Below are 20,238 nucleotides of genomic sequence, written 5' to 3'. Positions count from 1 at the left end.
CGACTAGGACCGCGCCGCCCTCGGGTGACTAGTCGGCGAGGGTCCGGCGCAGGGTTCCGTCGGGCCCGGCGACCAGGACGGCGGCCTTCGGCCCGAGGTCGCGGACGGCGGACACGTCGGACGGGTCCGGCCCGTCGGCGGCGGTGACGAGCGCGGCGGCCTCCAGGTCGTCGGCGCCGCTGGACGCGGCCATCGCGACGGCCGTCTTCAGCGCCGACAGCTTCAGCGACGGAAGGTCGACGCCCGCGGCGGCGTAGGTGCGGCCCGTCCCGTCGCGGACGGCGGCGCCCTCCGCGGCGCCGGCGCGGGCCCGCGCCGCCCTGGCCAGGGTGATGATCTTCGCGTCCTCGGGGTTCAGCTCGCTCACGTCCCCAAGCGTACGGGCTTCGCATACGGCGCCTCGCAAGCGGCGTCCGGCGGGGGCACCGGCCGTCGCAAGTCACCTGCAAGTGGACGGCAACCGCCGCGCGTGATCCTCGGACGATCCGATCGAGGTTTCTGGGGGAGAAGGACATGTCCCGTCTGCTCTACCGCCTGGGGAAGGCGGCGGCGCTGCGCCCGTGGCGGTTCGTCGCCGTGTGGCTGGTGCTCATCGGCGCGATGGCCGGCCTGGCGGGCGTCGCGGGCGGCGCGCTGCACGACGACTACACGCTGTCCGGGACGGGCTCGCAGCGCGCCACCGACCTGCTGAAGGAGCGGTTCCCCGCGCTGTCGGGCGCGGACGCGAGGGTCGTCGTGCACGCCGGGACCGGCAAGGTCGACGAGGCGGCGCTGGCGAAGGCGTCGGCGGAGCTGCGCAAGCTGCCGCACGTCAGCGGGGTCGACCCGGCGCCGCCGGGCCGCGACGGCGCGACGGCGCTGCTGACCGTCCGGTACTCGGTGCCCGTCACCGACCTGAAGCCGAAGGAGACGCTCGACCGGCTTGAGACGGCGACGCGGAACCTGGACGCCGCCGGATACCAGGTGGAGTTCGGCGGCCAGGTGCCGGAGAACGTGACCGCGCCGGGCGGCCTCGCCGAGGCGGTCGGGATCGTCGCGGCGCTGCTGATCCTGCTGCTGGCGTTCGGGTCGGTGGTCGCGGCCGGGCTGCCGCTCGCGGTGGCCCTCGCCGGGCTCGGCGTCGGCGTCACCGGGATCACGCTGCTCGCCGCCGTCACCGACGTCGCGACGACCGCGCCGACGCTCGCGACCATGACCGGGCTCGGCGTCGGGATCGACTACGCGCTGTTCATCCTGACCAGGCACCGGGAGGGGCTCGCGGGCGGGCTCGACGTCCCGGAGGCGGCGGGCCGCGCCAACGCCACCGCCGGGCAGTCGGTGATCTTCGCCGGGTTCACGGTGCTGCTGGCGCTGTCCGGGCTCGTGCTGTCCGGGACGCCGGTGTTCATGACCATGGGCTTCACCACCGGGCTCGTCGTCGCGACGACCGTGCTCAGCGCCGTGACGCTGCTGCCCGCGGTGCTCGGCCTCGCCGGGCGCCGGGTGCTGCGCCGCCGCGACCGCGCCGCCGGCGCGGTGATCAGCGTGGAGTCGCCGCGGGTCAGGGGGTGGGCGCGGCACGTCGGACGGCACCCGTGGCCGTGGCTGCTCGCCGGGTTCGCGCTGATGGTCGCGCTCGCCGCGCCCGCGCTCGGCATGCGGACGTGGCCGAGCGACGCCAGCAGCGAGCCGACGTCCAACACCGTCCGGCAGGCGTACGACCTGGTCGCGGACGGCTACGGCCCCGGCGCGAACGGCCCGCTGCTCGTCGCCGTCGACCTGGAGAAGGTGAACCAGAGCGCTCTGCCCGGCCTGGCCGACAGGCTCGCCCGGACCGACGGCGTCGCCTCCGTCGCGCCGCCGCGGGTCTCCCCGGGCCGCGACGCCGCCGTGATCGCGGTCACGCCCGACTACGGCCCCCAGGACGAGCGGGTGACCGGCCTCGTCGACCGGATCCGCGCGGACGCGCTGCCGTCCGGCACGGAGATCACCGGGCTGACCGCCGTGTACGTGGACCTGTCCCGCGTCCTGGCGGACCGGCTCTGGCCGGTGATCGGCGCGGTCGTCGCCACCTCGTTCGTCATGCTGATGATCGTGTTCAGGTCGCTGCTGGTGCCCCTGAAGGCGGCCGTGATGAACCTGCTCTCGATCGGCGCCGCGTACGGGGTGCTCACCGCCGTGTTCCAGTGGGGATGGGGCGCGGGGCTGCTCGGGCTGCCGCACAGCGTCCCGGTGTCGAGCTTCATCCTGCTGCTGATGTTCGCGGTCCTGTTCGGAGTGTCGATGGACTACGAGGTCTTCCTCCTGTCGCGGGTGAAGGAGGAATGGCTCCGGCACGGCGACGCGCGCGGCTCGGTGTCCACCGGCCTCGCCGCCACCGGCCGCGTCATCTCCAGCGCCGCGCTGATCATGGTCGCGGTGTTCCTCGGCTTCGCCGCCGACCCGGGCCTCGTGATCAAGCAGATGGGAGTGGGGCTCGCGGTCGCGGTGGCGCTGGACGCGACCGTCGTCCGGCTGGTGCTGGTGCCCGCGACGATGTCGCTGCTCGGACGGGCGAACTGGTGGCTGCCCGGCCCGCTCGCCCGCGTCCTGCCGGAGATCGACCTGCACGGCGGGTCGGTGCCCGACGCGGCGCCCGCGCGGGAGCCCGAGCCCAGCCGCGCCTGAGCCGGGGTGAGAGGCGCCATGACCGCGACGCCGGAGCGCGGGGTCATGGCGCCTCGCCCCGGCGGACCGAGGGCGGACCGAGGGATGGCCTAGAAGGGCGGGGACGACATGTCACGGTTAGTCTGATCGGGTCATGTCGACCGTCGTACGGGTGCTCGGAGCGTTCGGGGTCGAGGTGGCGGGCGCGCCCGCCGACCTCGGCGGCCCGCGGCAGCGCTCGGTGCTCGCCCGGCTCGCCGTCGCGCGCGGCCGGATGGTGCCCGCCGACCTGCTCGTCGAGGACCTCTGGGCGGGGACGGTCCCGCCCGCGCGCGCCGCCGCCGGGCTCCAGTCGTTCGTGTCGCACCTGCGCCGCGCGCTGGAGCCGGACCGCCCGCCCCGCACGCCCGCGAGGGTCCTCGTCACCGAGCCGCCCGGCTACGCGCTCCGCCTCCCCGACGCGAACGTCGACGCCTGGCGGTTCGACGCGCTGGTCGGCGAGGCCGCCGACCTGCTGGAGGCCGACCCGGCGGCGGCCCGCCGCCGCGCCGAGGCCGCGCTCGCCGCCTGGCGCGGCCCCGCCTACGCCGAGTTCGCCGCGCTGCCCTGGGCGGCGAACGAGGCGGCCCGGCTGGACGAGCGCCGCCGCCTCGCCGTGGAGCGCCGCGCGGAGGCGATGCTGCGGCTCGCGTCCGCCGCCGAGGCCGTGCCCGACCTGGAGGCGCACGCCGCCGCGCACCCGCTGCGCGAGGAGGCGTGGCGGCTGCTCGCCCTCGCCCTCTACCGCGCCGGACGCCAGGGCGACGCGCTCGCCGCGCTCCGCCGCGCCCGCGCGGCGCTGACCGAGGAGCTCGGCGTCGACCCCGGGCCCGCGCTGCGCCGCCTGGAGGCCGACATCCTGGCGCAGGCGCCCGCGCTGGCCGAACCCGTCGTGCCGCGTCCCGTGCTGCGGGCCGTGCCGGAGCCCGCGGACGAACCCGAGCCCGGCCCCGCCTTCGTCGGACGCGCCGCCGAACTCGCCCGCCTGGACGCCGCCGCCCGCGACGCCGCCGCCGGGCGCGGCGGGCTCGTCCTCGTCGGCGGCGACGCGGGCATGGGCAAGACCGCGCTCGCCGAGCGGTTCGCGCGGACCCTCGCCGGACGCGGCTGGACGTGCGCCTGGGGCCGCGCCCCCGAGACCGGCGGCGCGCCCGCCGCCTGGCCGTGGGCCGAGCTGCTGCGCGAGCTGGCCGCCGCCGCGCCGCCGCCCGCCGACCTCGCCGGACGCCTCGCCCCCCTCCTGGACGACGCGGTCCGGGCCGCCGCCGGCCCGGAGGCCGACGTCAGCACCGGCCGGTTCCGCCTCCACCTCGCCGTGGGCGACTACCTCGCCGGGCTCGCGGACGGCGCGCCGCTCCTGCTCGTCCTGGACGACCTGCACTGGGCCGACGAGGAGACGCTCGCGCTGCTCGCCCGGCTCGCGGGACGGCTGCGGGACCGTCCCGTCCTCCTCGTGACGACGTTCCGGCAGACGGAGGTCGGCGACGGCCTCGCCGCCGCGCTCGCCGCCCTCGCCCGGCACGAGCCCGCGCGCATCGACCTGCGCGGCCTGTCCGCGCCCGAGGTCGCCGCGCTGGTCCGGGAGACCTGCGCGACCGGCCTGGACGACGCCGAGCTGTCCGCGATCGCCGAGCGGACCGGCGGGAACCCGTTCTTCACCCGCGAGACGGCCCGGCTGCTCGACGCGGAGGGGCTGCCCGCCGCCGTCCGCCGGGTGCCCGCCGGAGTCGGGGACGTGCTGCGCCGCCGGATCGGGCGGCTGCCGCCGTCCGTGCGGTCCGTGCTGCGCGACGCCGCCGTCGTCGGCCGGGACGCCGACCTGCGCGTCCTCGCCGACCTCGCCGGGGACGAGGACGCCGTGCTCGACGCCGTCGAGGCGGGCCTCGCGGGCGGCCTCGTCACCGAGCCGGAGCCGGGCCGGATGCGGTTCGCGCACGCGCTCGTCCGCGACACCCTCTACGACGGGATCTCCCGGGCCCGCCGCACCCGGCTGCACGGCCGCGTCGCCGCCGCGCTGGAACGGCACGGCCCCGGCGAGGCCGCCGCGATCGCCCACCACTACCTGGAGTCGGGCGCGGACCCGGCGAAGGCCGTCCAGTACGCGCGGCGCGCCGCCGCCGCGGCCGAGGCCCGGTTCGCGCACGGCGCCGCCGCCGCGCTCTGGACCCGCGTCGTCGACACGCTCCGCGCCCAGGGGCCGGACGCGACCGGTGAGCGGCTGGCGGCGGAGGTGTCCGCGATCCGCGCGACCGCGCTCGCCGGGAACGTCGTCCAGGCGCGGGAGCGGCGGGCCGCCGCCATCGCCGACGCCCGCGCGTTCGGCGACGTCCGCCTGCTCGCCCGCGTCATCGTGAGCTTCGACGTCCCGACGCTGTGGACGAGCCGCGAGTACGGCACCCTCGACCGCGACGTCGTCGACGCCGCCGAGGAGGCGCTCGACCGGCTCCCGGCGGACGAGCGCGAGCTGCGCGTCCGGCTGCTGACCACGCTCGCGATCGAGCTGGAGGGCGAGCAGCGCGACCGGGGCGTCACCGCGTCCGCGGAGGCGCTCCGCACGGCCCGCGACCTCGGCGTCCCCGAGCTGGTCGCCGTCGCGCTCAACGGCGCCTACATCAACGCCTACCGGTCCGCGGACGGCCTCGCCGAGCGCCGCCGGTTCGCCACCGAGCTCCTGGAGCTCGCCACCGAGCACGACCTCGGGTCCTACCTCGTCCTCGCGCACCTGCAGCTCCAGCACGCGGCCGTCGCCGCGCTCGACCGGGACGCCGTGCGCCGCCACCTGGACGAGGGGCACCGGCTCGCCGAGCAGTACGGCCTGCCGCTGCTGGCGAAGATCGCCGTCTGGGAGGGCGGGCTCATGCGCGCCTTCGGCGCCCCGCCCGACGAGGCCGAACGCGCCTACGCGCAGGTCAACGACACGATCGGCCGGACCAGGATCTGGGCCAGCGAGCAGGGCATGGCGTTCCTCGGGACGTTCGCCCTGCGGCTCGTCCAGGGCCGGGTCGGGGAGATGGTGGACGGCACCGCCTGGCTGCACCGCCAGTGGGAGCACGCCGACGCCACCGCCGACATCCACGCCCTCGCGCTCGCCGCCGCCGGGCGTGTCTGCGAGGCCCGGAGCGTCGTCGCCGAGGCGGGGCCCGTCCGGCGCGACTACTTCTTCGACCTGACCATGCCGGTGCGGGCGCTGCGCGCCATCGCCCTCGGCGACCGCGCGCTGGCCGAGGAGGCGTACGCCGAGCTGCTCCCGTACGCCGGGCACTTCACGGGCGGGGCCACCGCCGTCGCCACGTTCGGCCCGGTCGGCCGGGTCCTCGGCGATCTCGCGCTGTTCCTGGAACGGCCGGCCGAAGTCGCGACCGGGCACTACCGGGAGGCCGCCGAGGCCGCCGACCGGCTGGGCTCGCCCTACTGGGCCGAGGACGCCGCGGCCGCCCTCGCCCGCCTCGGCGTCCCCGCCGCCTGACCGGAGCCGCCTGACGGAATGGCGGAAGCCCTGGTCCGGGTGGGCGACAATTGGAAGGTGACGAGACTGGGAGACGGGACGCCCGAGGGGTTCCGGGCGGGGTTCGCCTGCTTCATCGGACGGCCCAACGTCGGCAAGTCGACGCTGATGAACGCCCTGGTCGGCACCAAGGTCGCGATCACCAGCAGCCGTCCGCAGACGACCCGCCGGGCGATCCGCGGGATCGTCCACCGGCCGGACGCGCAGCTCGTCGTCGTCGACACCCCCGGCCTGCACAAGCCGCGGACCCTGCTCGGGGAGCGGCTCGACAGCCTCGTCCGGTCCACGCTGACCGAGGTGGACGTGATCGGCTTCTGCGTCCCCGCCGACCAGCCCGTCGGCCCCGGCGACAAGTACATCGCCCGCGAGCTCGCGGGCGTGAAGAAGACCCCGGTCGTCGCGATCGTGACCAAGACCGACCTCGCCTCGCCCGACCAGGTGGCCGAGCGGCTCGCCGCGGTCGGCGGGCTCGGCGAGTTCGCCGACATCGTGCCGTGCTCGGCGGAGCGCGGCTTCCAGGTCGACCTGGTCGGCGACCTGCTGATCTCCCACCTCCCGGACGGCATGCCCCTCTACCCGGAGGGCGACCTCACCGACGAGCCCGAGCAGGTCCTCGTCGCGGAGCTGATCAGGGAGGCGGCGCTGGAGGGCGTCCGGGACGAGCTGCCCCACTCGATCGCCGTCGTCGTCGACGAGATGAACGCCCGCGAGGGGCGCGCCGACCTCGTCGACGTCTACGCGCACCTGTTCGTCGAGCGCTCCAGCCAGAAGGGCATCATCATCGGGCACAAGGGCGCCCGGCTCCGCGAGGTCGGCGCGGCGGCGCGCCGCCAGATCGAGGCGCTGCTCGGCACGAAGGTGTTCCTCGACCTGCGGGTCAGCGTCCTGAAGGACTGGCAGCGCGACCCGAAGCAGCTCCGCCGCCTCGGCTTCTACGACTGATCCTTCTTCGGCTCCTCGGGGGCGTCCGGCGTTTCCCGCGCCTCCGGTTCGCCGTGGGCGTCAGGCTCCTCGTGGCGGCCCCACGCCTGGTCCTCCTGGGGCCAGACCGCGGAGGGGTCGGCCTGATACCGCGGGTCCGTGTAGTACTGCTGGTTCTCGTCATACTGCGGGTACTGGTCGTACTGCGGGTACTGCTCCGCACCCGACCGCCGCCGCGGCTTCGACACCCGCTCGCCGATCGGGCGGGCCAGGCTGAACCCCACCACCAGCAGCGACGTGATCACCGCCGTGTACCAGCCGTAGCGGACGGTGATCTGGTACCCGACGTCCAGCCCGCTCTGCGGCAGGTTGTCGCGGACGTCGCCGAGCCGCAGCACGAACACCCCGCACATCAGCAGGGCGAGCGTCCCGGGGATGGCGGCGAGGCCGCCGATCCGGGGGTCCCGGCCGAGCAGGTCGCCGAACGCGAGCGCGATCGCGATCACCGCCAGCACCGGGACGGCGAGCACGAGGTCGTCGGCGTCGATCCCGGCGACGCTGCCGATGTCGCGGCCGACCGGCTGCCCGAACAGCTCGACGACGATCGACGCGTGCGCCCACGGCAGGAACGCCGACACCACCAGGGCCGCGGCGGCGGCGATCAGCGCGAGCGTCCAGGCGGCGCCGCCGTAGCGCGCGGGCCGCTCCGCCGCCGGAGCGGGCTCTGCCTGCGCCTCCGCCAAGGGCGGCGGATAGCCGTCGACGGGCGGCAGGAAGGACGGGCGCGACCGCGCGCGGCCCGCCTCGGAACCCAGGTCACCGGTCATGAACCCAGCGTAAACGCAGGGATGCCGTTGTCCGGGACGGCCACGTCGGGGCCCGCCGATCGGTAGTTTGTAAGGAGTCCGTTATGGGAGGAGAGCGCCGGTGTTGCTCGTTTTCGGCCTGACGGCGGTGTTCCGTACGGTCAGCGAGGGGACGTTCCACTGCCCGCAGTGCGGGGGCGACCGCGCCTACCGGAGGCGCGCCGGGCGGCGCTGGCTCTCGGTGTTCTTCGTCCCGCTGGTGCCGCTGTGGCGGCTCGGCCAGTCCGTGGAGTGCCGGACGTGCCGGGCCCGCTTCCCCGTCTCGGCCCTGCGGACGCCGACCGCGCAGCGGATGGCGGAGACCCTCGCGGCGGGCATGCGGGCCGCGGCCGCGCTGGTGCTCCGCGCGGGCGACCCCGGGAACGCGGCGGCCCGCGCCCGCGCCGTCGAGACCGTGACCGGCTACGGCGAGCCCGAGTACGACGGCGAGGCGATCGACGCCGACCTCGCGCTGCGCCGCACGTTCCTGGAGCGCGAGGTCGTCGGCGCCGGGGCCCAGCTCGCCGTGGAGGCCAAGGAGTGGTTCCTCGCGCAGGTCGTCCGGATCGGGCTGGCCGGCGGGCCGCTCGGCGAGGCGCAGCGGCGCGAGCTGCACGGCATCGCGGACCTGCTCGGCATGTCGCCCGCCTACGCGCTCGGCGTGATCGTGACCACCGAGGGAGCTGCGCGCTAGATGTGGACCGCTCCCAGCACCAGGTCCGCTGAGCCGACGCCCGGCATGGGGCGCGCCCTCGTCCGCGCGCCCGGACCGCGCCTCGCGGAGGGCCTCGTCACACACGCCGACCGGCGTCCGGTGGACGTCGCGCTCGCCGCGCGCCAGCACGCCGCCTACACCGCCGCGCTGCGGTCGGCGGGCTGGCGGGTCAGCTCCGTCGCCGCCGCCGACGACCAGCCCGACGCCGTGTTCATCGAGGACGCGCTGATCGTCTGCGGCGACCTCGCCGTCCTCGGCCGGTCCGGGGCGGAGGTCCGGCGCGGCGAGCTGCCCGGCGCGGAGCGGGCCGCGCGCGACCTCGGCCTGCGGATCGAGCGGATCGAGGCGCCCGGCACCCTGGACGGCGGCGACGTCCTCGCCGTCGGCGACACCGTCTACGTGGGGCGCGGCGACCGGACGAACGAGGAGGGCATTTGCCAGCTCGCCCGGCTGCTCGGCGGGCGGCGGGTCGTCCCGGTGGACGTGCGCGGCTGCCTGCACCTCAAGTCGGCGATGACCGCGCTGCCGGACGGCGGGCTGATCGGCCTGCCCGAGCACGTCGACACCTCGGTGCTGCCGTGCATGCGGGTCGTCCGGGAGCCGGCGGGAGCGCACGTGGTGGTGCTCGGGCCCGACCACGTCCTGATGGCGGCGTCCGCGCCGCGCACGGCGGCGAGCCTCGCGGCGGACGGCCTGCGCGTCACCAGCGTGGACATCAGCGAGTTCGAGGCGCTCGACGGCTGCGTGACCTGCCTGTCCGTGCTCGTGCCTTGACACACCGGCGTCTCAGCATCCGGACGCCGGTTTCCGGAACCCGGATTCCATCTGTTAACTTGGCGGGCGTGACGCGTGAGCTGCTCCTCCTTAGCGGCCGCAGCGGGGGCCTGTAACGGGTCGGCTCCCTCGCTGCGGGGCTTCGGCGTGACGTCCGGCCGCGAGGTTCGAGCAGAGAGATCCCATCGCATGTATCCGCAACAGCAGTCCTCCGGCATGCCCTTCCAGCGCTACCGGCCGTTCGCCCCGATCAAGCTGACCGACCGCACCTGGCCGGACGCCGTGATCGCCGAGGCGCCGCGCTGGTGCGCGGTCGACCTGCGGGACGGCAACCAGGCCCTGATCGACCCCATGGACGCCGGCCGCAAGCTCCGCATGTTCGAGCTGCTGGTACGCATGGGCTACAAGGAGATCGAGGTCGGCTTCCCGGCGGCGAGCCAGACCGACTTCGACTTCGTCCGGCAGATCATCGACGAGGGCCGGGTCCCGGACGACGTCGTGATCCAGGTGCTGACACAGGCCCGTCCCGAGCTGATCGAGCGGACCTTCGAGGCGGTGCGCGGCGCGAAGCAGGCCATCGTCCACCTGTACAACTCGACGAGCACGCTCCAGCGCCGCGTGGTGTTCGAGCAGGACCGCGACGGCATCACCGCGATCGCGGTCGAGGGCGCTAAGCTGTGCGCCAAGCTCGCCGAGGACATGGGCGACACCGAGATCTTCTTCCAGTACTCGCCCGAGTCGTTCACCGGCACGGAGCTGGAGTACGCGGTCGAGGTCTGCAACGCCGTCACCGACGTGTGGAAGCCGACGCCCGAGAAGAAGGTCATCGTCAACCTGCCGGCGACGGTCGAGATGGCCACGCCGAACGTGTACGCCGACCAGATCGAGTGGATGAGCCGCAACCTCGCCCGCCGCGACTCGGTCGTCCTGTCCCTGCACCCGCACAACGACCGGGGCACCGCCGTCGCCGCCGCCGAGCTCGGCTACATGGCGGGCGCCGACCGCATCGAGGGCTGCCTGTTCGGCAACGGCGAGCGCACCGGCAACGTGTGCCTGGTCACGCTGGGCCTGAACCTGTTCACGCAGGGCGTCGACCCGCAGATCGACTTCTCCGACATCGACGAGGTCCGGCGCACCGTCGAGTACTGCAACCAGCTGCCCGTCCACGAACGGCACCCCTACGGCGGCGACCTGGTGTACACCGCGTTCTCCGGCTCCCACCAGGACGCCATCAACAAGGGCTTCGACCACCTGCGGCGCGACGCCGACGCCGCCGGGGTCCCGGTGGAGGAGCACCGCTGGGAGGTCCCGTACCTGCCGATCGACCCGCACGACGTCGGCCGGACGTACGAGGCCGTGATCAGGGTGAACAGCCAGTCCGGCAAGGGCGGCGTCGCCTATGTCATGAAGACCGAGCACTCGCTGGAGCTGCCGCGCCGGCTGCAGATCGAGTTCTCGCGGGTCGTGCAGCGGCACACCGACAGCGAGGGCGGCGAGGTCACCGCCGAGCTCATGTGGGAGATCTTCCAGCGCGAGTTCCTCACCGGCGGGCCGCGCGCGGGCCTGCTGGCGCACCGCGCCACGTCCCGGGTGGACGAGAAGGACGCGCTGAGCTGCGACATCCGGCTGGACGGCGAGATCCGCGAGATCGAGGGCGTCGGCAACGGCCCCGTCTCGGCCTTCGAGGACGCGCTCGCCACGGTCGGGATCGACGTCCGCGTCCTGGACTACGCCGAGCACGCGATGAGCGCGGGCGGCGACGCCCGGGCCGCCGCCTACGTCGAGTGCGAGATCCAGACGGCGGAGGGCGGCGGCGCGACGGTCTGGGGCGTCGGCATCGACGGCAACATCGTCACCGCGTCGCTGAAGGCGATCCTGTCGGCCGTGAACCGGGTGGCCCGCGACAGCGAGCGGTGACCCGGACAGGCACAGGGACGGGGACGGGGACGGGCTTCGGGGGGCGCGGGACGCCCCCCGAGCCGCCGGCTCCTACACGCCACCGAGCACGTGGTGGACCAGTTCCCGGAGGGGGCCGTTGAGCTGGGCCTCCCCGACGGTCGCGCGGTCGCCGTCGATGTCGATCTCGTAGAGGAACTGGTCGGGGATTCGGCCGGGCGGGGGGATGGATTTCAGGTCGACGCGCCCGACGAGCCGCGTCAGCATGGGATCGCTGGCGCTGTCGGACTCGGCGCGCCGTTCGATCCCGGCGAACCCCCCGCTCCGGACGACTGTCACTCTCACTGCGCTATCCGTTCGCCTCCGTGGGGACGCCTACCCCCGTCCAGGCCCGGTTCACCGCCTTCGTCTCGTCGGCGTCGGCGCCGTACAGACGAGTGGCCGTGCGGACGGTCTCCGCCGCGAACCCGGCGAAGTCGACGTCCGTGGCCAGTGTCCCGCCGGTGAGCGTTTCGTACCAGACTCGTCCGGCCTTTTCCCATGCTTTCCCGCCGATGGCGGTCGCGGCGAGGTGGAAGGCGCGGTTCGGGATGCCCGAGTTGATGTGGACGCCGCCGTTGTCGCGGTGGGTCCTGACGTAGTGGTCCATGTGCCCGGGCTGCGGGTCCTTGCCGAGGCGCGGGTCGTCGTAGGCGGTGCCGGGCTCCTTCATGGAGCGGAGCGCGACGCCGTGGACGCCGGGCGCGAGCAGCCCCTGCCCGATGAGCCAGTCGGCCTGGTCGGCGGTCTGGTTGAGATGCCACTGCTTGATGAGCGAGCCGAACACGTCGGACACCGACTCGTTGAGCGCCCCGGACTGGCCGTAGTACTCCAGGTTCGCGGTGTACTGCGTGACGCCGTGGGTGAGCTCGTGGCCGGTGACGTCGAGCGGCCCGGTGAACTCGGTGAACAGGACGCCGTCGCCGTCCCCGTACACCATCTGCTCGCCGTTCCAGAAGGCGTTGTCGTAGTCGTCGCCGTAGTGGACGGTCGACACCATGGCCAGCCCGGCGCCGTCGATCGAGTTGCGCCGGTACGCGGCCTCGTAGAAGTCGAACGTCGCGCCGAGCCAGTCGTAGGCCTGGTCGACGACCTTGTCGCCGGTGGCGGGCGCGCCCTCGGCGCGGACGGACCGGCCGGGCAGGTCCTCGCGGTGCTGGGCGTCGTGGATCGTGCGGTTCGGGACGAAGTCCTCGGAGGGGGAGGGGGCCTCGGCCGGGGCCGTCCGGCGTTCGGCGGCGTAGGCGGACGTGAGGGCCAGCGTCCGGCGGGCGCGGCTGCGCAGGGCCGGGTCGTCGGCGTCTCGGGCGATGCGTTCCAGCATGTGCGGCGGCACGATGTGGCATCTCATGCCACAACGCTGCCAGCCCGTCCGGGCTCGGGCCACAACTTTCGGGATGACGCTACGGCCGAATCCGGTCACGGTACGTAATTGTCAACCGACGGGGAGGAGCCGTCCGGGGGACATGTGAAGAACATGGGGAGATGCCTGGTGGGACGCCGGGGCATGGGACGCCGTGCGTCAGAATGAACGGGTGACCCTCTACCGCGACGAAGGCATCGTCCTGCGCACCCAGAAGCTGGGCGAGGCCGACCGCATCGTGACGGTCCTGACCCGGCGCACCGGCCGGATCCGCGCCGCGGCGAAGGGGGTGCGCAAGACCAGGTCGCGGTTCGGGGCGCGGCTGGAGCCGTTCACCCACGTCGACCTGCAGCTGTACGAGCGGCGCTCGCTCGACCTGATCACCCAGGCCGAGACGCTGCGGCCGTACGGGGAGGCCATCGTCGCCGACTATCCCCGCTACACGGCGGGGACGGCGATGCTGGAGACCGCGGAGAAGCTGACGAGCGAGGAGGGCGAGCCCGCGCTGCGGCAGTTCCTGCTGCTCGTCGGCGGGTTGCGGACGCTCGCCGAGCGCGGCCACGAGCCGCGGCTCGTCCTGGACGCGTTCCTGCTGCGCTCGCTGTCGGTCGCCGGGTGGGCGCCCGCGCTGGACGAGTGCTGCCGCTGCGGCGTCCGCGGCGGGCTGCGCGGGTTCGCCGTCGCGGCGGGCGGCGCGGTCTGCGCGAACTGCCGCCAGCCGGGCGCCGCGACCCCGGCGCCGCCGACGTTCGCGCTGATGCTGGCCCTGCTGCGCGGCGACTGGGAGTACGCCGACGGCAGCGAGCAGCGGCACCGGGCGGAGGCCAGCGGCCTCGTCGCCGCCTACCTGCAATGGCACCTGGAGCACGGGATCCGCTCGCTGCGCCACGTCGAGCGCGAGCCCGGGCCCGGCCATGACGCCGGGTCCGCCGACACCACCGAGGAGAGAGTTTGAGAAGGGCCGTTTCGCCCCCGGAGCCGCACCGGGACGGCGCCACCCCGCCCCCGATCCCCGCGGGGCTCGTCCCGAGGCACGTCGCCATCGTCATGGACGGCAACGGCCGCTGGGCCAAGGAGCGCGGGCTGCCCCGCACCGAGGGGCACAAGCGCGGCGAGGACTCCCTCTTCGACGTGATCATGGGGGCGATCGAGCTCGGCGTCCCGTACCTGTCGGCCTACGCCTTCTCCACCGAGAACTGGAAGCGCTCCCCGGACGAGGTCCGCTTCCTCATGGGCTTCAACCGGGACGTGATCCGCCGCCGCCGCGACCAGCTCCACTCGATGGGCGTCCGGGTCCGCTGGGCGGGGCGCCGCCCCCGGCTGTGGCGCAGCGTGATCAAGGAGCTGGAGACGGCCGAGGAGATGACGCGCGACAACGACGTCCTCACGCTGCAGTTCTGCGTGAACTACGGGGGCCGCGCGGAGATCGCGGACGCGGCCGCCGCGATCGCCCGGGACGTCCGGGACGGCCGGCTCAACCCCGACAAGATCAACGAGCGGGTGTTCGCCCGCTACCTCGACGAGCCCGGCATCCCGGACGTCGACCTGTTCCTGCGCTCGTCGGGGGAGCAGCGCACGTCCAACTTCCTGCTCTGGCAGTCGGCGTACGCGGAGATGGTCTTCCTCGACACCCTGTGGCCCGACTTCGACCGGCGCCACCTGTGGCACGCCTGCGAGCTGTACGCGTCGCGGGACCGCCGGTACGGCGGCGCGATCCCCAACAGCACGGAACCCGCCGCCGCCACCGGCTGACCCCGACTAGACCAGGGCGGCGTCCAGAGTGATCGTCGTGCCCGTGAGGGCCTTGCTCACGGGGCAGTTGGCCTTGGCGTCCTGGGCGGCCTTCTCGAAGTCGGCGGCGGACAGGCCGGGCACGCTCGCGCGGACGGTCAGGTGGATGCCGGTGATGCCCTCGCCCGGCTGGAAGGTGACCTCGGCCTTGGTGTCGACCTTCTCCGGGGGCGTGCCGGCACCGGCGAGCCCGTGCGAGAGCGCCATCGAGTAGCAGGTGGAGTGCGCGGCTGCGATGAGCTCCTCGGGGCTCGTCCGGCCGGCCGGCTCCGCGGACCGCGATGCCCAGGTCACCTCGTAGGTGCCGAGCTTCGACGAGTCGAGCGAGACCTTGCCCTGGCCTTCGAGGAGTGAACCTTCCCAGTGCGCGTTTGCGGTACGTGTCGTTGCCATGCCCCGATTCTGTCGCATGGCCTCCGCGCCGATTCACCGAACCGCCCCATACGGCGCCCCGCGCCCGGGAGGCCGGGCGCGGGGCGTCCCGGCCCCCGGGACGGGTTCCCCAGGCGGGGTTCCCAGGCGGGGTCCCTAGGCGGGCTTCCTAGGCGGGGTCTCTAGGCGACGTTCACCGCGGACCAGGCGGCGCCGACGGCGTTGTACTGCGGGCTGCCCGCGCCGTACAGGTCCCTGGCCGCGTTGAGGGTCGCGGTGCGCGCGGCCTTGTAGTCGGTCGAGGACGTCATGTACGTGGTCAGCGCCCGGTACCAGATCCTCGTGGCGGCGTCCCGCCCGATCCCGGCGACCGCCGAGCCGTTGGACGTCGGGCTGTCGTAGGACACCCCGTTGACCGTCTTCGCGCCGCTGCCCTCGGACAGCAGGTAGAAGAAGTGGTTCGCGACGCCCGACGAGTAGTGCACGTCGAGGTTCTTCGTGCCGGTCGACCAGGAGTCGGGCGAGCTGCCGTCCTTGCTGGGCCTGTCCATGAAGCGCAGCGCGGGCTTGCCGAAGCCGGGCAGGACGACCTCCTCGCCGACGAGGTAGTCGCCGACGTCGGCCGGGTTGTTCGCGTAGAACTCGACGGCGGCGGCCATGATGTCGGACGTCGCCTCGTTCAGCCCGCCGGACTCGCCGCTGTAGGTGAGGTTCGCGGTGGCGCTGGTGACGCCGTGGCTCATCTCGTGCGCGGCGACGTCCAGGGACGTGAGGGGGCCGAGCTGCGTGCCGTCGCCGTCGCCGTAGGTCATGCAGAAGCAGGAGTCGTCCCAGAAGGCGTTGGCGTACTTGTCGCCGTAGTGGACGCGGTTGTACGACCCCTTGGCGTCGCCGCGGATGCCGGTGCGGCCGAAGACGGTCTTGTAGAAGTCCCACGTCACGCTCGTGCCGAACTGGGCGTCGACGGCGACGGTGGCGCGGTCGGCGGTCGTCCCGCTGCCCCAGTGGTTGTCGGCGTCGGTGAAGATCGTCGCGGGGGCGCGCCGGACGCACCAGACGAGGATGCAGAGGTCGGTCTGGCCTCCGGCGTCGCCGGTGTAGGTGTTGCCACGGGTCGGGTCCTTGAGCTGGTAGACGCTCCCGGACTTCGTCGTCTCCAGCGGGACGGTCCCGGTGTAGAGCGACTTGCCGTCCCCGGCCTCGGTGCGGATCGTCTCCTCGCTGAGCAGGACCTTGCCGGTGGCGGCGTCCACGGAGGTGAGGACGCGGCTCGGCGTGCCGTCGGCCCGCCTGCCGGTGGTCTGGACGCGCCAGGCGAGCCGGGGCCGGTGGTCGGCGGTGCGGGCCTCGACGACCAGCTCGGGCGAGCCCTGCGCCCTCCGCCGCTCGGTGGCGGCCTTCTTCGCGGCGGCCTTCGCGGAGACCTCCGGGGTGGAATCGGCCGGGGCGGCGGCGAGCGTGCCGCTGCTGCCGCGCCATCCGCCGGACGCCGACTGGTGGACGACGACGTCCCCGCCGAGGACCGGCAGGCCGTCGTAGGTCCGCGTCATGCGGGTGTGGGACGCGCCGTCCCGGTCCAGCAGGACCCGGACGACCTTGAACGCCTGCCCGTCCCCGCCGCGCAGCTCCGCGCCGCGCGCGGCGACGGCGCCGAGCGCGCGCGCCGCCGCCTTCGCGGGGTCGGGCGGGGACGGCGCCCGGCGCGCGGCCGCAGGAGCCGCGAGGGCGCCGGTCGCGAGCAGGGTCGCCGAGGTGAGGAGCACGGTTCGTCGGCCGGTGAACGCCCGTCTTGTCATGAACGCCCTCTCGTGCGGGCGCCACGCACCCCCGGAGAGCCCGCCGTCGGGCCTGCCGTGGCGACACGACATTTATGACATAGGCGTACTCACACGTAGATGTAGCAAATTGCCAAGGATGGCGTACAGAGCGTGTCAACTACGAGCCTTGCCGGCGGGGACGGCGTGTCATCCGCCGGTCGCGGAAGGTCAACACGACCCCGTCGCGATGTCGCGGGGCGGCCGCTCAGCGGGGCTTCGCGGCGCAGTCGCCGCAGGTCCCGAACACCTCGACGGTGTGGGTGATCTCGCTGAAGCCGTGCTCGCGGGCGATCGCGTCCGCCCAGCGCTCCACGGCCGGGCCCTCGACCTCGACCGTCCTGCCGCAGCCGCGGCAGACGAGGTGGTGGTGGTGCTCCTCGGTGCGGCAGGCACGGTAGACGGCCTCGCCGTCGTCGGTGCGCAGCACGTCGACCTCGCCCGCGTCGCTGAGCGCCTGGAGCGCCCGGTACACGGTGGTGAGGCCGATCTTGGAGCCGTCCGCGCGCAGGTCGGCGTAGATGTCCTGGGCGCTGCGGAACCCCTCGCAGCCCGTGAGCACCTGCCGCACCGCGTCCCGGCGGGCCGTCGTCATCCTCCAAGTACCTCCGCCTCGGCGTCCACCCGCGTCTGCGCGCCGGGTCCGGCGGCGGGGACGCCGTCCCCGGCCGTACCGGCCCGCGCGCGCCTGCGACGCGCCACCGAGCCCCCGGCGACCGCGGCGACGAACAGCGCAAGCGCCAGCAGGACGATCGTGGGGCCCGGAGGCAAATCGTACTTGAAGGAGCCCGCCAGACCGGAGACGGCGGACAGCACGCCGAGGCCCATCGCGGCCAGCATCGTGCCGCGGAACCCGCGCGCCACCTGCTGCGCCGCCGCCACCGGGACGATCATCAGCGCGCTGACCAGCAGCAGCCCGATCGCCCGCATCGAGATCACGACGGTCACCGCGGCGGTCGCGGCGATCAGCACGCCGAGGAACCGGACGGGCAGGCCCGCCGCCCGCGCGACCTCCTCGTCCTGGCAGAGCAGGAACAGCTCGCGGCCGAACACCGCGACGATCCCGAGGACGGCCGCCGCGAGCCCCGCGACGACGTACAGGTCGGTCATGGTCACGCTGGTGATCGAGCCGAACAGGTAGGACTGGAGGCTCGTCCCGCCGCCGCCGTTCGCACCGGTGAGGATCACGCCGCCGGCGAGCCCGCCGTAGAACAGCAGGGCGAGGACGACGTCCGCGCCGCTGCGGCTGCGGGCGCGCAGCACCTCGATCGCGACCGCGCCGAGCACCGACACGACCAGCGCGCCGAGCACCGGGGACGTGCCGGTGAGCAGCCCGAGCCCGATCCCCGTCAGCGCGATGTGGCCGATGCCGTCGCCGAGCAGCGACAGCCTGCGCTGGACGATGAACGTCCCCACGGCGGGCGCGGTCAGCCCGATCAGCACCGCCATGACCAGCGCGATCCGCATGAACTCGTAGTGGAGCATCGTGGTCACGCCGCGCTCCCCGCCGTCCGCCGCACGCGGTCGTCGCGGACGACGCGGCCGTCCCGCAGCTCGACCGTGCGCGTGATCAGCGGCTCCATCGGGCCGAACTCGTGCGTGACGAGCACGATCGTCTTTCCGGCGCCGGCGAGGCCGCGCAGGGCGGACGCGAGCGCCGCCTGGCTGTGCGCGTCCACGCCCGCCGTCGGCTCGTCCATCACGAGGACGTCGGGCTCCCCGGCGAGCGCGCGGGCGATCAGCACCCGCTGCTGCTGCCCGCCGGACAGCAGGTGCGCCGACTCGCGGGCGCGCCCGGCGAGGCCGACCGTCTCCAGCGCGCGGTCCACCGCGGCGCGGTCGGCGGCGCGGTCGGCGAACAGCGACGGCAGCCAGCGGGACGTCCGGCCCACCCGCCCGGACGCCACGACCTCCCGGACGGTCGCGGGCACCCCGCCGCCCATCGGCAGCCGCTGCGGGACGTACCCGATCCGCCGCCAGCCGCGGAACCGCGCGGGCGGCACGCCGTAGACCTCGACCCGGCCGGCCGCCAGCGGGACGAGCCCGAGCAGCGCCTTGACCAGCGTCGACTTGCCCGCCCCGTTCGGTCCGACGACGGTGAGCACGTCGCCGGACTCGACCCGCAGGTCGACGCCGGACAGCACGTCGCGGCCGTCCCGCCGGACGCGCCCGCCGGTCACCGCGAAGGGGGGCTGACTGGGGGAGGTGTCGCTCATGTGCACTCCAGCGCGGGACGCAGCGCCCGCAGATTGCCCTGCATGATCGTGAGGTAGTCGGCGGCCGCGCCGTCCGCGACGCCCTCCGCCGGGTCGAGGACGGCCGTCCGCACCCCGGCCTCGCGCGCCAGCGACCGCGCGACCTTGGGGCTGACCAGCGTCTCGGTGAAGATCGTCGTGGCGCCGGAGGCGGCGACCCGGCGGGTGAGCGCCGCCATCCGGCGGGGCGACGGCTCGCTCGACGGGTCGACCCCGGCGACCGGGAGCTGGCGGAGCCCGTAGCGGTCGGCGAGGTAGCCGAACGCGGCGTGCGCGGTGACGACGTCGCGGCGGGCGCAGGTGCGCAGGCCGTCCCGGAACGCGCGGTCGAGCGCGCCGAGCGCGGCGGCGGTGTCCCCGGCGCGCCGGCGGTACCCGGCCGCGTGCGCGGGATCGGCGGCGGCGAGCCGCTCGCCGAGGGCGGTCGCGACGGTCGCCATCCGGCTCGGGTCGAGCCAGATGTGCGGGTCGTAGGGCGACTCCGCGTGGCGGACGCCGTCGTGCGCCTCCGCGTCGTCGGTCTCGCCGGGCGGCGGAAGGGTCTCCACCAGGCTCGCGGCGTCCAGCGACCGGCCCTTCGCGTGGCCCTTCACGGCGTCGTCCACGGCGGGCTGGACGCCCTTCACGTAGACGGTCTGGTCGGCGTCCTCGACGCTCGCGACCTGGCGCGCGGTCAGCTCCAGGTCGTGCGGCTCGGCGCCGGGCTCGGTGAGCGTCCGGACGGCGACGTCGCCGCCGCCGACCCGCTCCGCCAGCCACGCGACCGGGTAGAACGAGGCGACCACGACGGTCGTGCCGGGCGGGACGCCCGCGCCCGCGTCGGCGCACGCCGCCGTCCCGGCGGCGAGCCCGGCGAGGGCCAGGGCCGCCGCTCCGGCGCGGGACGCGCGGGCACGGCTTTGGACGGAAATGCGAGGCACGCGCCGATTATGTCCGAGAATGAAAATGATTGTCAAAATCGTCCGAGGCCGCGGCCCAGCGCGAACCCCACGAGGACGACCAGCGCGACGGCCCGCAGCGCCCGCCCGGAGCCGTCCAGCGCGGGCCAGTTCAGGTAGGCGAACCAGGCCAGCGCCGCCGCGAGGACCAGCACCCCGGCCGCGGCCACCCAGCCGGTTCCGGCCATCCCCACCACCAGCAGGACGAACACGGCGACGAGCAGCACCCATCGCGGCAACCGGTGCAGGAACACCACCGGAGTCGCGCTCACCCGCTCGACCGCCGCCCGCAGCCCGGTGGCCCGCTCGCCCCGCCGCCCGTCTCCCGTCTCCACACGCCCAAACG

The 20,238-nt window shown here is 74.6% G+C and carries 19 protein-coding genes; 8 read left to right on the top strand and 11 right to left on the bottom strand.

The genetic code is table 11. The features are described from left to right. Nucleotides 1-28 precede the first annotated feature (28 nt). The gene (locus FXF68_RS21040; RefSeq protein ID WP_148761772.1) at nucleotides 29-367 is read right to left on the bottom strand and encodes a cytidine deaminase; all 339 of its coding nucleotides are present in this window, start codon (nucleotides 365-367) and stop codon (nucleotides 29-31) included. A gap of 146 nt (nucleotides 368-513) precedes the next feature. Here FXF68_RS21040 and FXF68_RS21035 point away from each other — a divergent pair, with 146 nt between their 5' ends. The 3 genes from FXF68_RS21035 to era all read left to right on the top strand — a co-directional run bounded on the left by FXF68_RS21035 (nucleotide 514) and on the right by era (nucleotide 7,111). Further along, complete coding sequence (locus FXF68_RS21035; protein WP_148761770.1) at nucleotides 514-2,646, top strand: MMPL family transporter; 2,133 nt, start codon at nucleotides 514-516, stop codon at nucleotides 2,644-2,646. Between the two features lie 133 nt (nucleotides 2,647-2,779). Beyond that, nucleotides 2,780-6,130 (top strand): ATP-binding protein, encoded by a 3,351-nt coding sequence (locus tag FXF68_RS21030; protein WP_148761768.1) that lies wholly within the window; start codon nucleotides 2,780-2,782, stop codon nucleotides 6,128-6,130. 57 nt (nucleotides 6,131-6,187) lie between these two features. After that, nucleotides 6,188-7,111, top strand: coding sequence for a GTPase Era (gene era / locus FXF68_RS21025; RefSeq protein WP_246178835.1), 924 nt, complete (start codon nucleotides 6,188-6,190; stop codon nucleotides 7,109-7,111). On the opposite strand, the gene FXF68_RS21020 is transcribed toward era, so the two are convergent. Beyond that, complete coding sequence (locus FXF68_RS21020) at nucleotides 7,102-7,917, bottom strand: hypothetical protein (protein ID WP_148761765.1); 816 nt, start codon at nucleotides 7,915-7,917, stop codon at nucleotides 7,102-7,104. The two genes, era and FXF68_RS21020, sit on opposite strands and share 10 nt — an antisense overlap. A 100-nt stretch (nucleotides 7,918-8,017) precedes the next feature. Here FXF68_RS21020 and FXF68_RS21015 point away from each other — a divergent pair, with 100 nt between their 5' ends. From FXF68_RS21015 to leuA, 3 genes are all read left to right on the top strand, one after another. Further along, a complete protein-coding gene (locus tag FXF68_RS21015) occupies nucleotides 8,018-8,629 on the top strand; it encodes a hypothetical protein (protein WP_148761762.1) in 612 nt (203 codons plus the stop codon). Then, entirely contained in the window at nucleotides 8,630-9,424 is a 795-nt protein-coding gene (ddaH, locus tag FXF68_RS21010; protein WP_246178834.1) for a dimethylargininase, read from the top strand. A gap of 189 nt (nucleotides 9,425-9,613) precedes the next feature. After that, on the top strand, nucleotides 9,614-11,341 hold the full coding sequence (gene leuA, locus FXF68_RS21005; protein WP_148761760.1) for a 2-isopropylmalate synthase: 1,728 nt from the start codon (nucleotides 9,614-9,616) through the stop codon (nucleotides 11,339-11,341). 72 nt (nucleotides 11,342-11,413) lie between these two features. Here leuA and FXF68_RS21000 read toward each other — a convergent pair whose 3' ends face one another. Both FXF68_RS21000 and FXF68_RS20995 read right to left on the bottom strand, forming a co-directional pair. Then, nucleotides 11,414-11,665, bottom strand: coding sequence for a protealysin inhibitor emfourin (locus tag FXF68_RS21000; protein ID WP_246178833.1), 252 nt, complete (start codon nucleotides 11,663-11,665; stop codon nucleotides 11,414-11,416). A 4-nt stretch (nucleotides 11,666-11,669) separates the two neighbouring features. Next, on the bottom strand, nucleotides 11,670-12,710 hold the full coding sequence (locus FXF68_RS20995; protein ID WP_148761758.1) for a M4 family metallopeptidase: 1,041 nt from the start codon (nucleotides 12,708-12,710) through the stop codon (nucleotides 11,670-11,672). Nucleotides 12,711-12,894: 184 nt separating this feature from the next. Between FXF68_RS20995 and recO the strand changes: the two genes are divergently transcribed. Beyond that, entirely contained in the window at nucleotides 12,895-13,677 is a 783-nt protein-coding gene (gene recO, locus FXF68_RS20990) for a DNA repair protein RecO (protein ID WP_148761755.1), read from the top strand. Then, a complete protein-coding gene (locus tag FXF68_RS20985) occupies nucleotides 13,674-14,474 on the top strand; it encodes an isoprenyl transferase (RefSeq protein WP_148761753.1) in 801 nt (266 codons plus the stop codon). Before recO ends, FXF68_RS20985 begins: the two co-directional genes overlap by 4 nt. Nucleotides 14,475-14,480: 6 nt before the next feature. Here FXF68_RS20985 and FXF68_RS20980 read toward each other — a convergent pair whose 3' ends face one another. From FXF68_RS20980 to FXF68_RS43960, 7 genes are all read right to left on the bottom strand, one after another. Then, the gene (locus FXF68_RS20980) at nucleotides 14,481-14,906 is read right to left on the bottom strand and encodes an OsmC family protein (protein WP_148761751.1); all 426 of its coding nucleotides are present in this window, start codon (nucleotides 14,904-14,906) and stop codon (nucleotides 14,481-14,483) included. A gap of 161 nt (nucleotides 14,907-15,067) precedes the next feature. Further along, nucleotides 15,068-16,681 carry a M4 family metallopeptidase gene (locus tag FXF68_RS20975; RefSeq protein ID WP_148761749.1) on the bottom strand — a complete coding sequence of 538 codons (1,614 nt, stop codon included), beginning with the start codon at nucleotides 16,679-16,681 and terminating at the stop codon, nucleotides 15,068-15,070. 226 nt (nucleotides 16,682-16,907) lie between these two features. Beyond that, nucleotides 16,908-17,294, bottom strand: coding sequence for a Fur family transcriptional regulator (locus tag FXF68_RS20970; RefSeq protein ID WP_148761747.1), 387 nt, complete (start codon nucleotides 17,292-17,294; stop codon nucleotides 16,908-16,910). Next, nucleotides 17,291-18,193: a metal ABC transporter permease gene (locus FXF68_RS20965; RefSeq protein WP_148761745.1), complete on the bottom strand. Its 903-nt coding sequence runs from the start codon at nucleotides 18,191-18,193 to the stop codon at nucleotides 17,291-17,293. The genes FXF68_RS20970 and FXF68_RS20965 overlap by 4 nt, the downstream gene beginning before the upstream one ends. Beyond that, complete coding sequence (locus tag FXF68_RS20960; protein WP_148761743.1) at nucleotides 18,190-18,915, bottom strand: metal ABC transporter ATP-binding protein; 726 nt, start codon at nucleotides 18,913-18,915, stop codon at nucleotides 18,190-18,192. Before FXF68_RS20960 ends, FXF68_RS20965 begins: the two co-directional genes overlap by 4 nt. Next, the gene (locus FXF68_RS20955; RefSeq protein WP_246178832.1) at nucleotides 18,912-19,874 is read right to left on the bottom strand and encodes a metal ABC transporter substrate-binding protein; all 963 of its coding nucleotides are present in this window, start codon (nucleotides 19,872-19,874) and stop codon (nucleotides 18,912-18,914) included. Before FXF68_RS20955 ends, FXF68_RS20960 begins: the two co-directional genes overlap by 4 nt. Nucleotides 19,875-19,906: 32 nt before the next feature. Further along, on the bottom strand, nucleotides 19,907-20,227 hold the full coding sequence (locus FXF68_RS43960) for a DUF6703 family protein (protein WP_148761741.1): 321 nt from the start codon (nucleotides 20,225-20,227) through the stop codon (nucleotides 19,907-19,909). Nucleotides 20,228-20,238: the final 11 nt, after the last annotated feature.

This window comes from Actinomadura decatromicini (assembly GCF_008121305.1).
GTDB classification, from domain to species: Bacteria; Actinomycetota; Actinomycetes; order Streptosporangiales; family Streptosporangiaceae; genus Spirillospora; species Spirillospora syzygii.
This window is presented reverse-complemented; position numbering and strand designations above follow the sequence as displayed.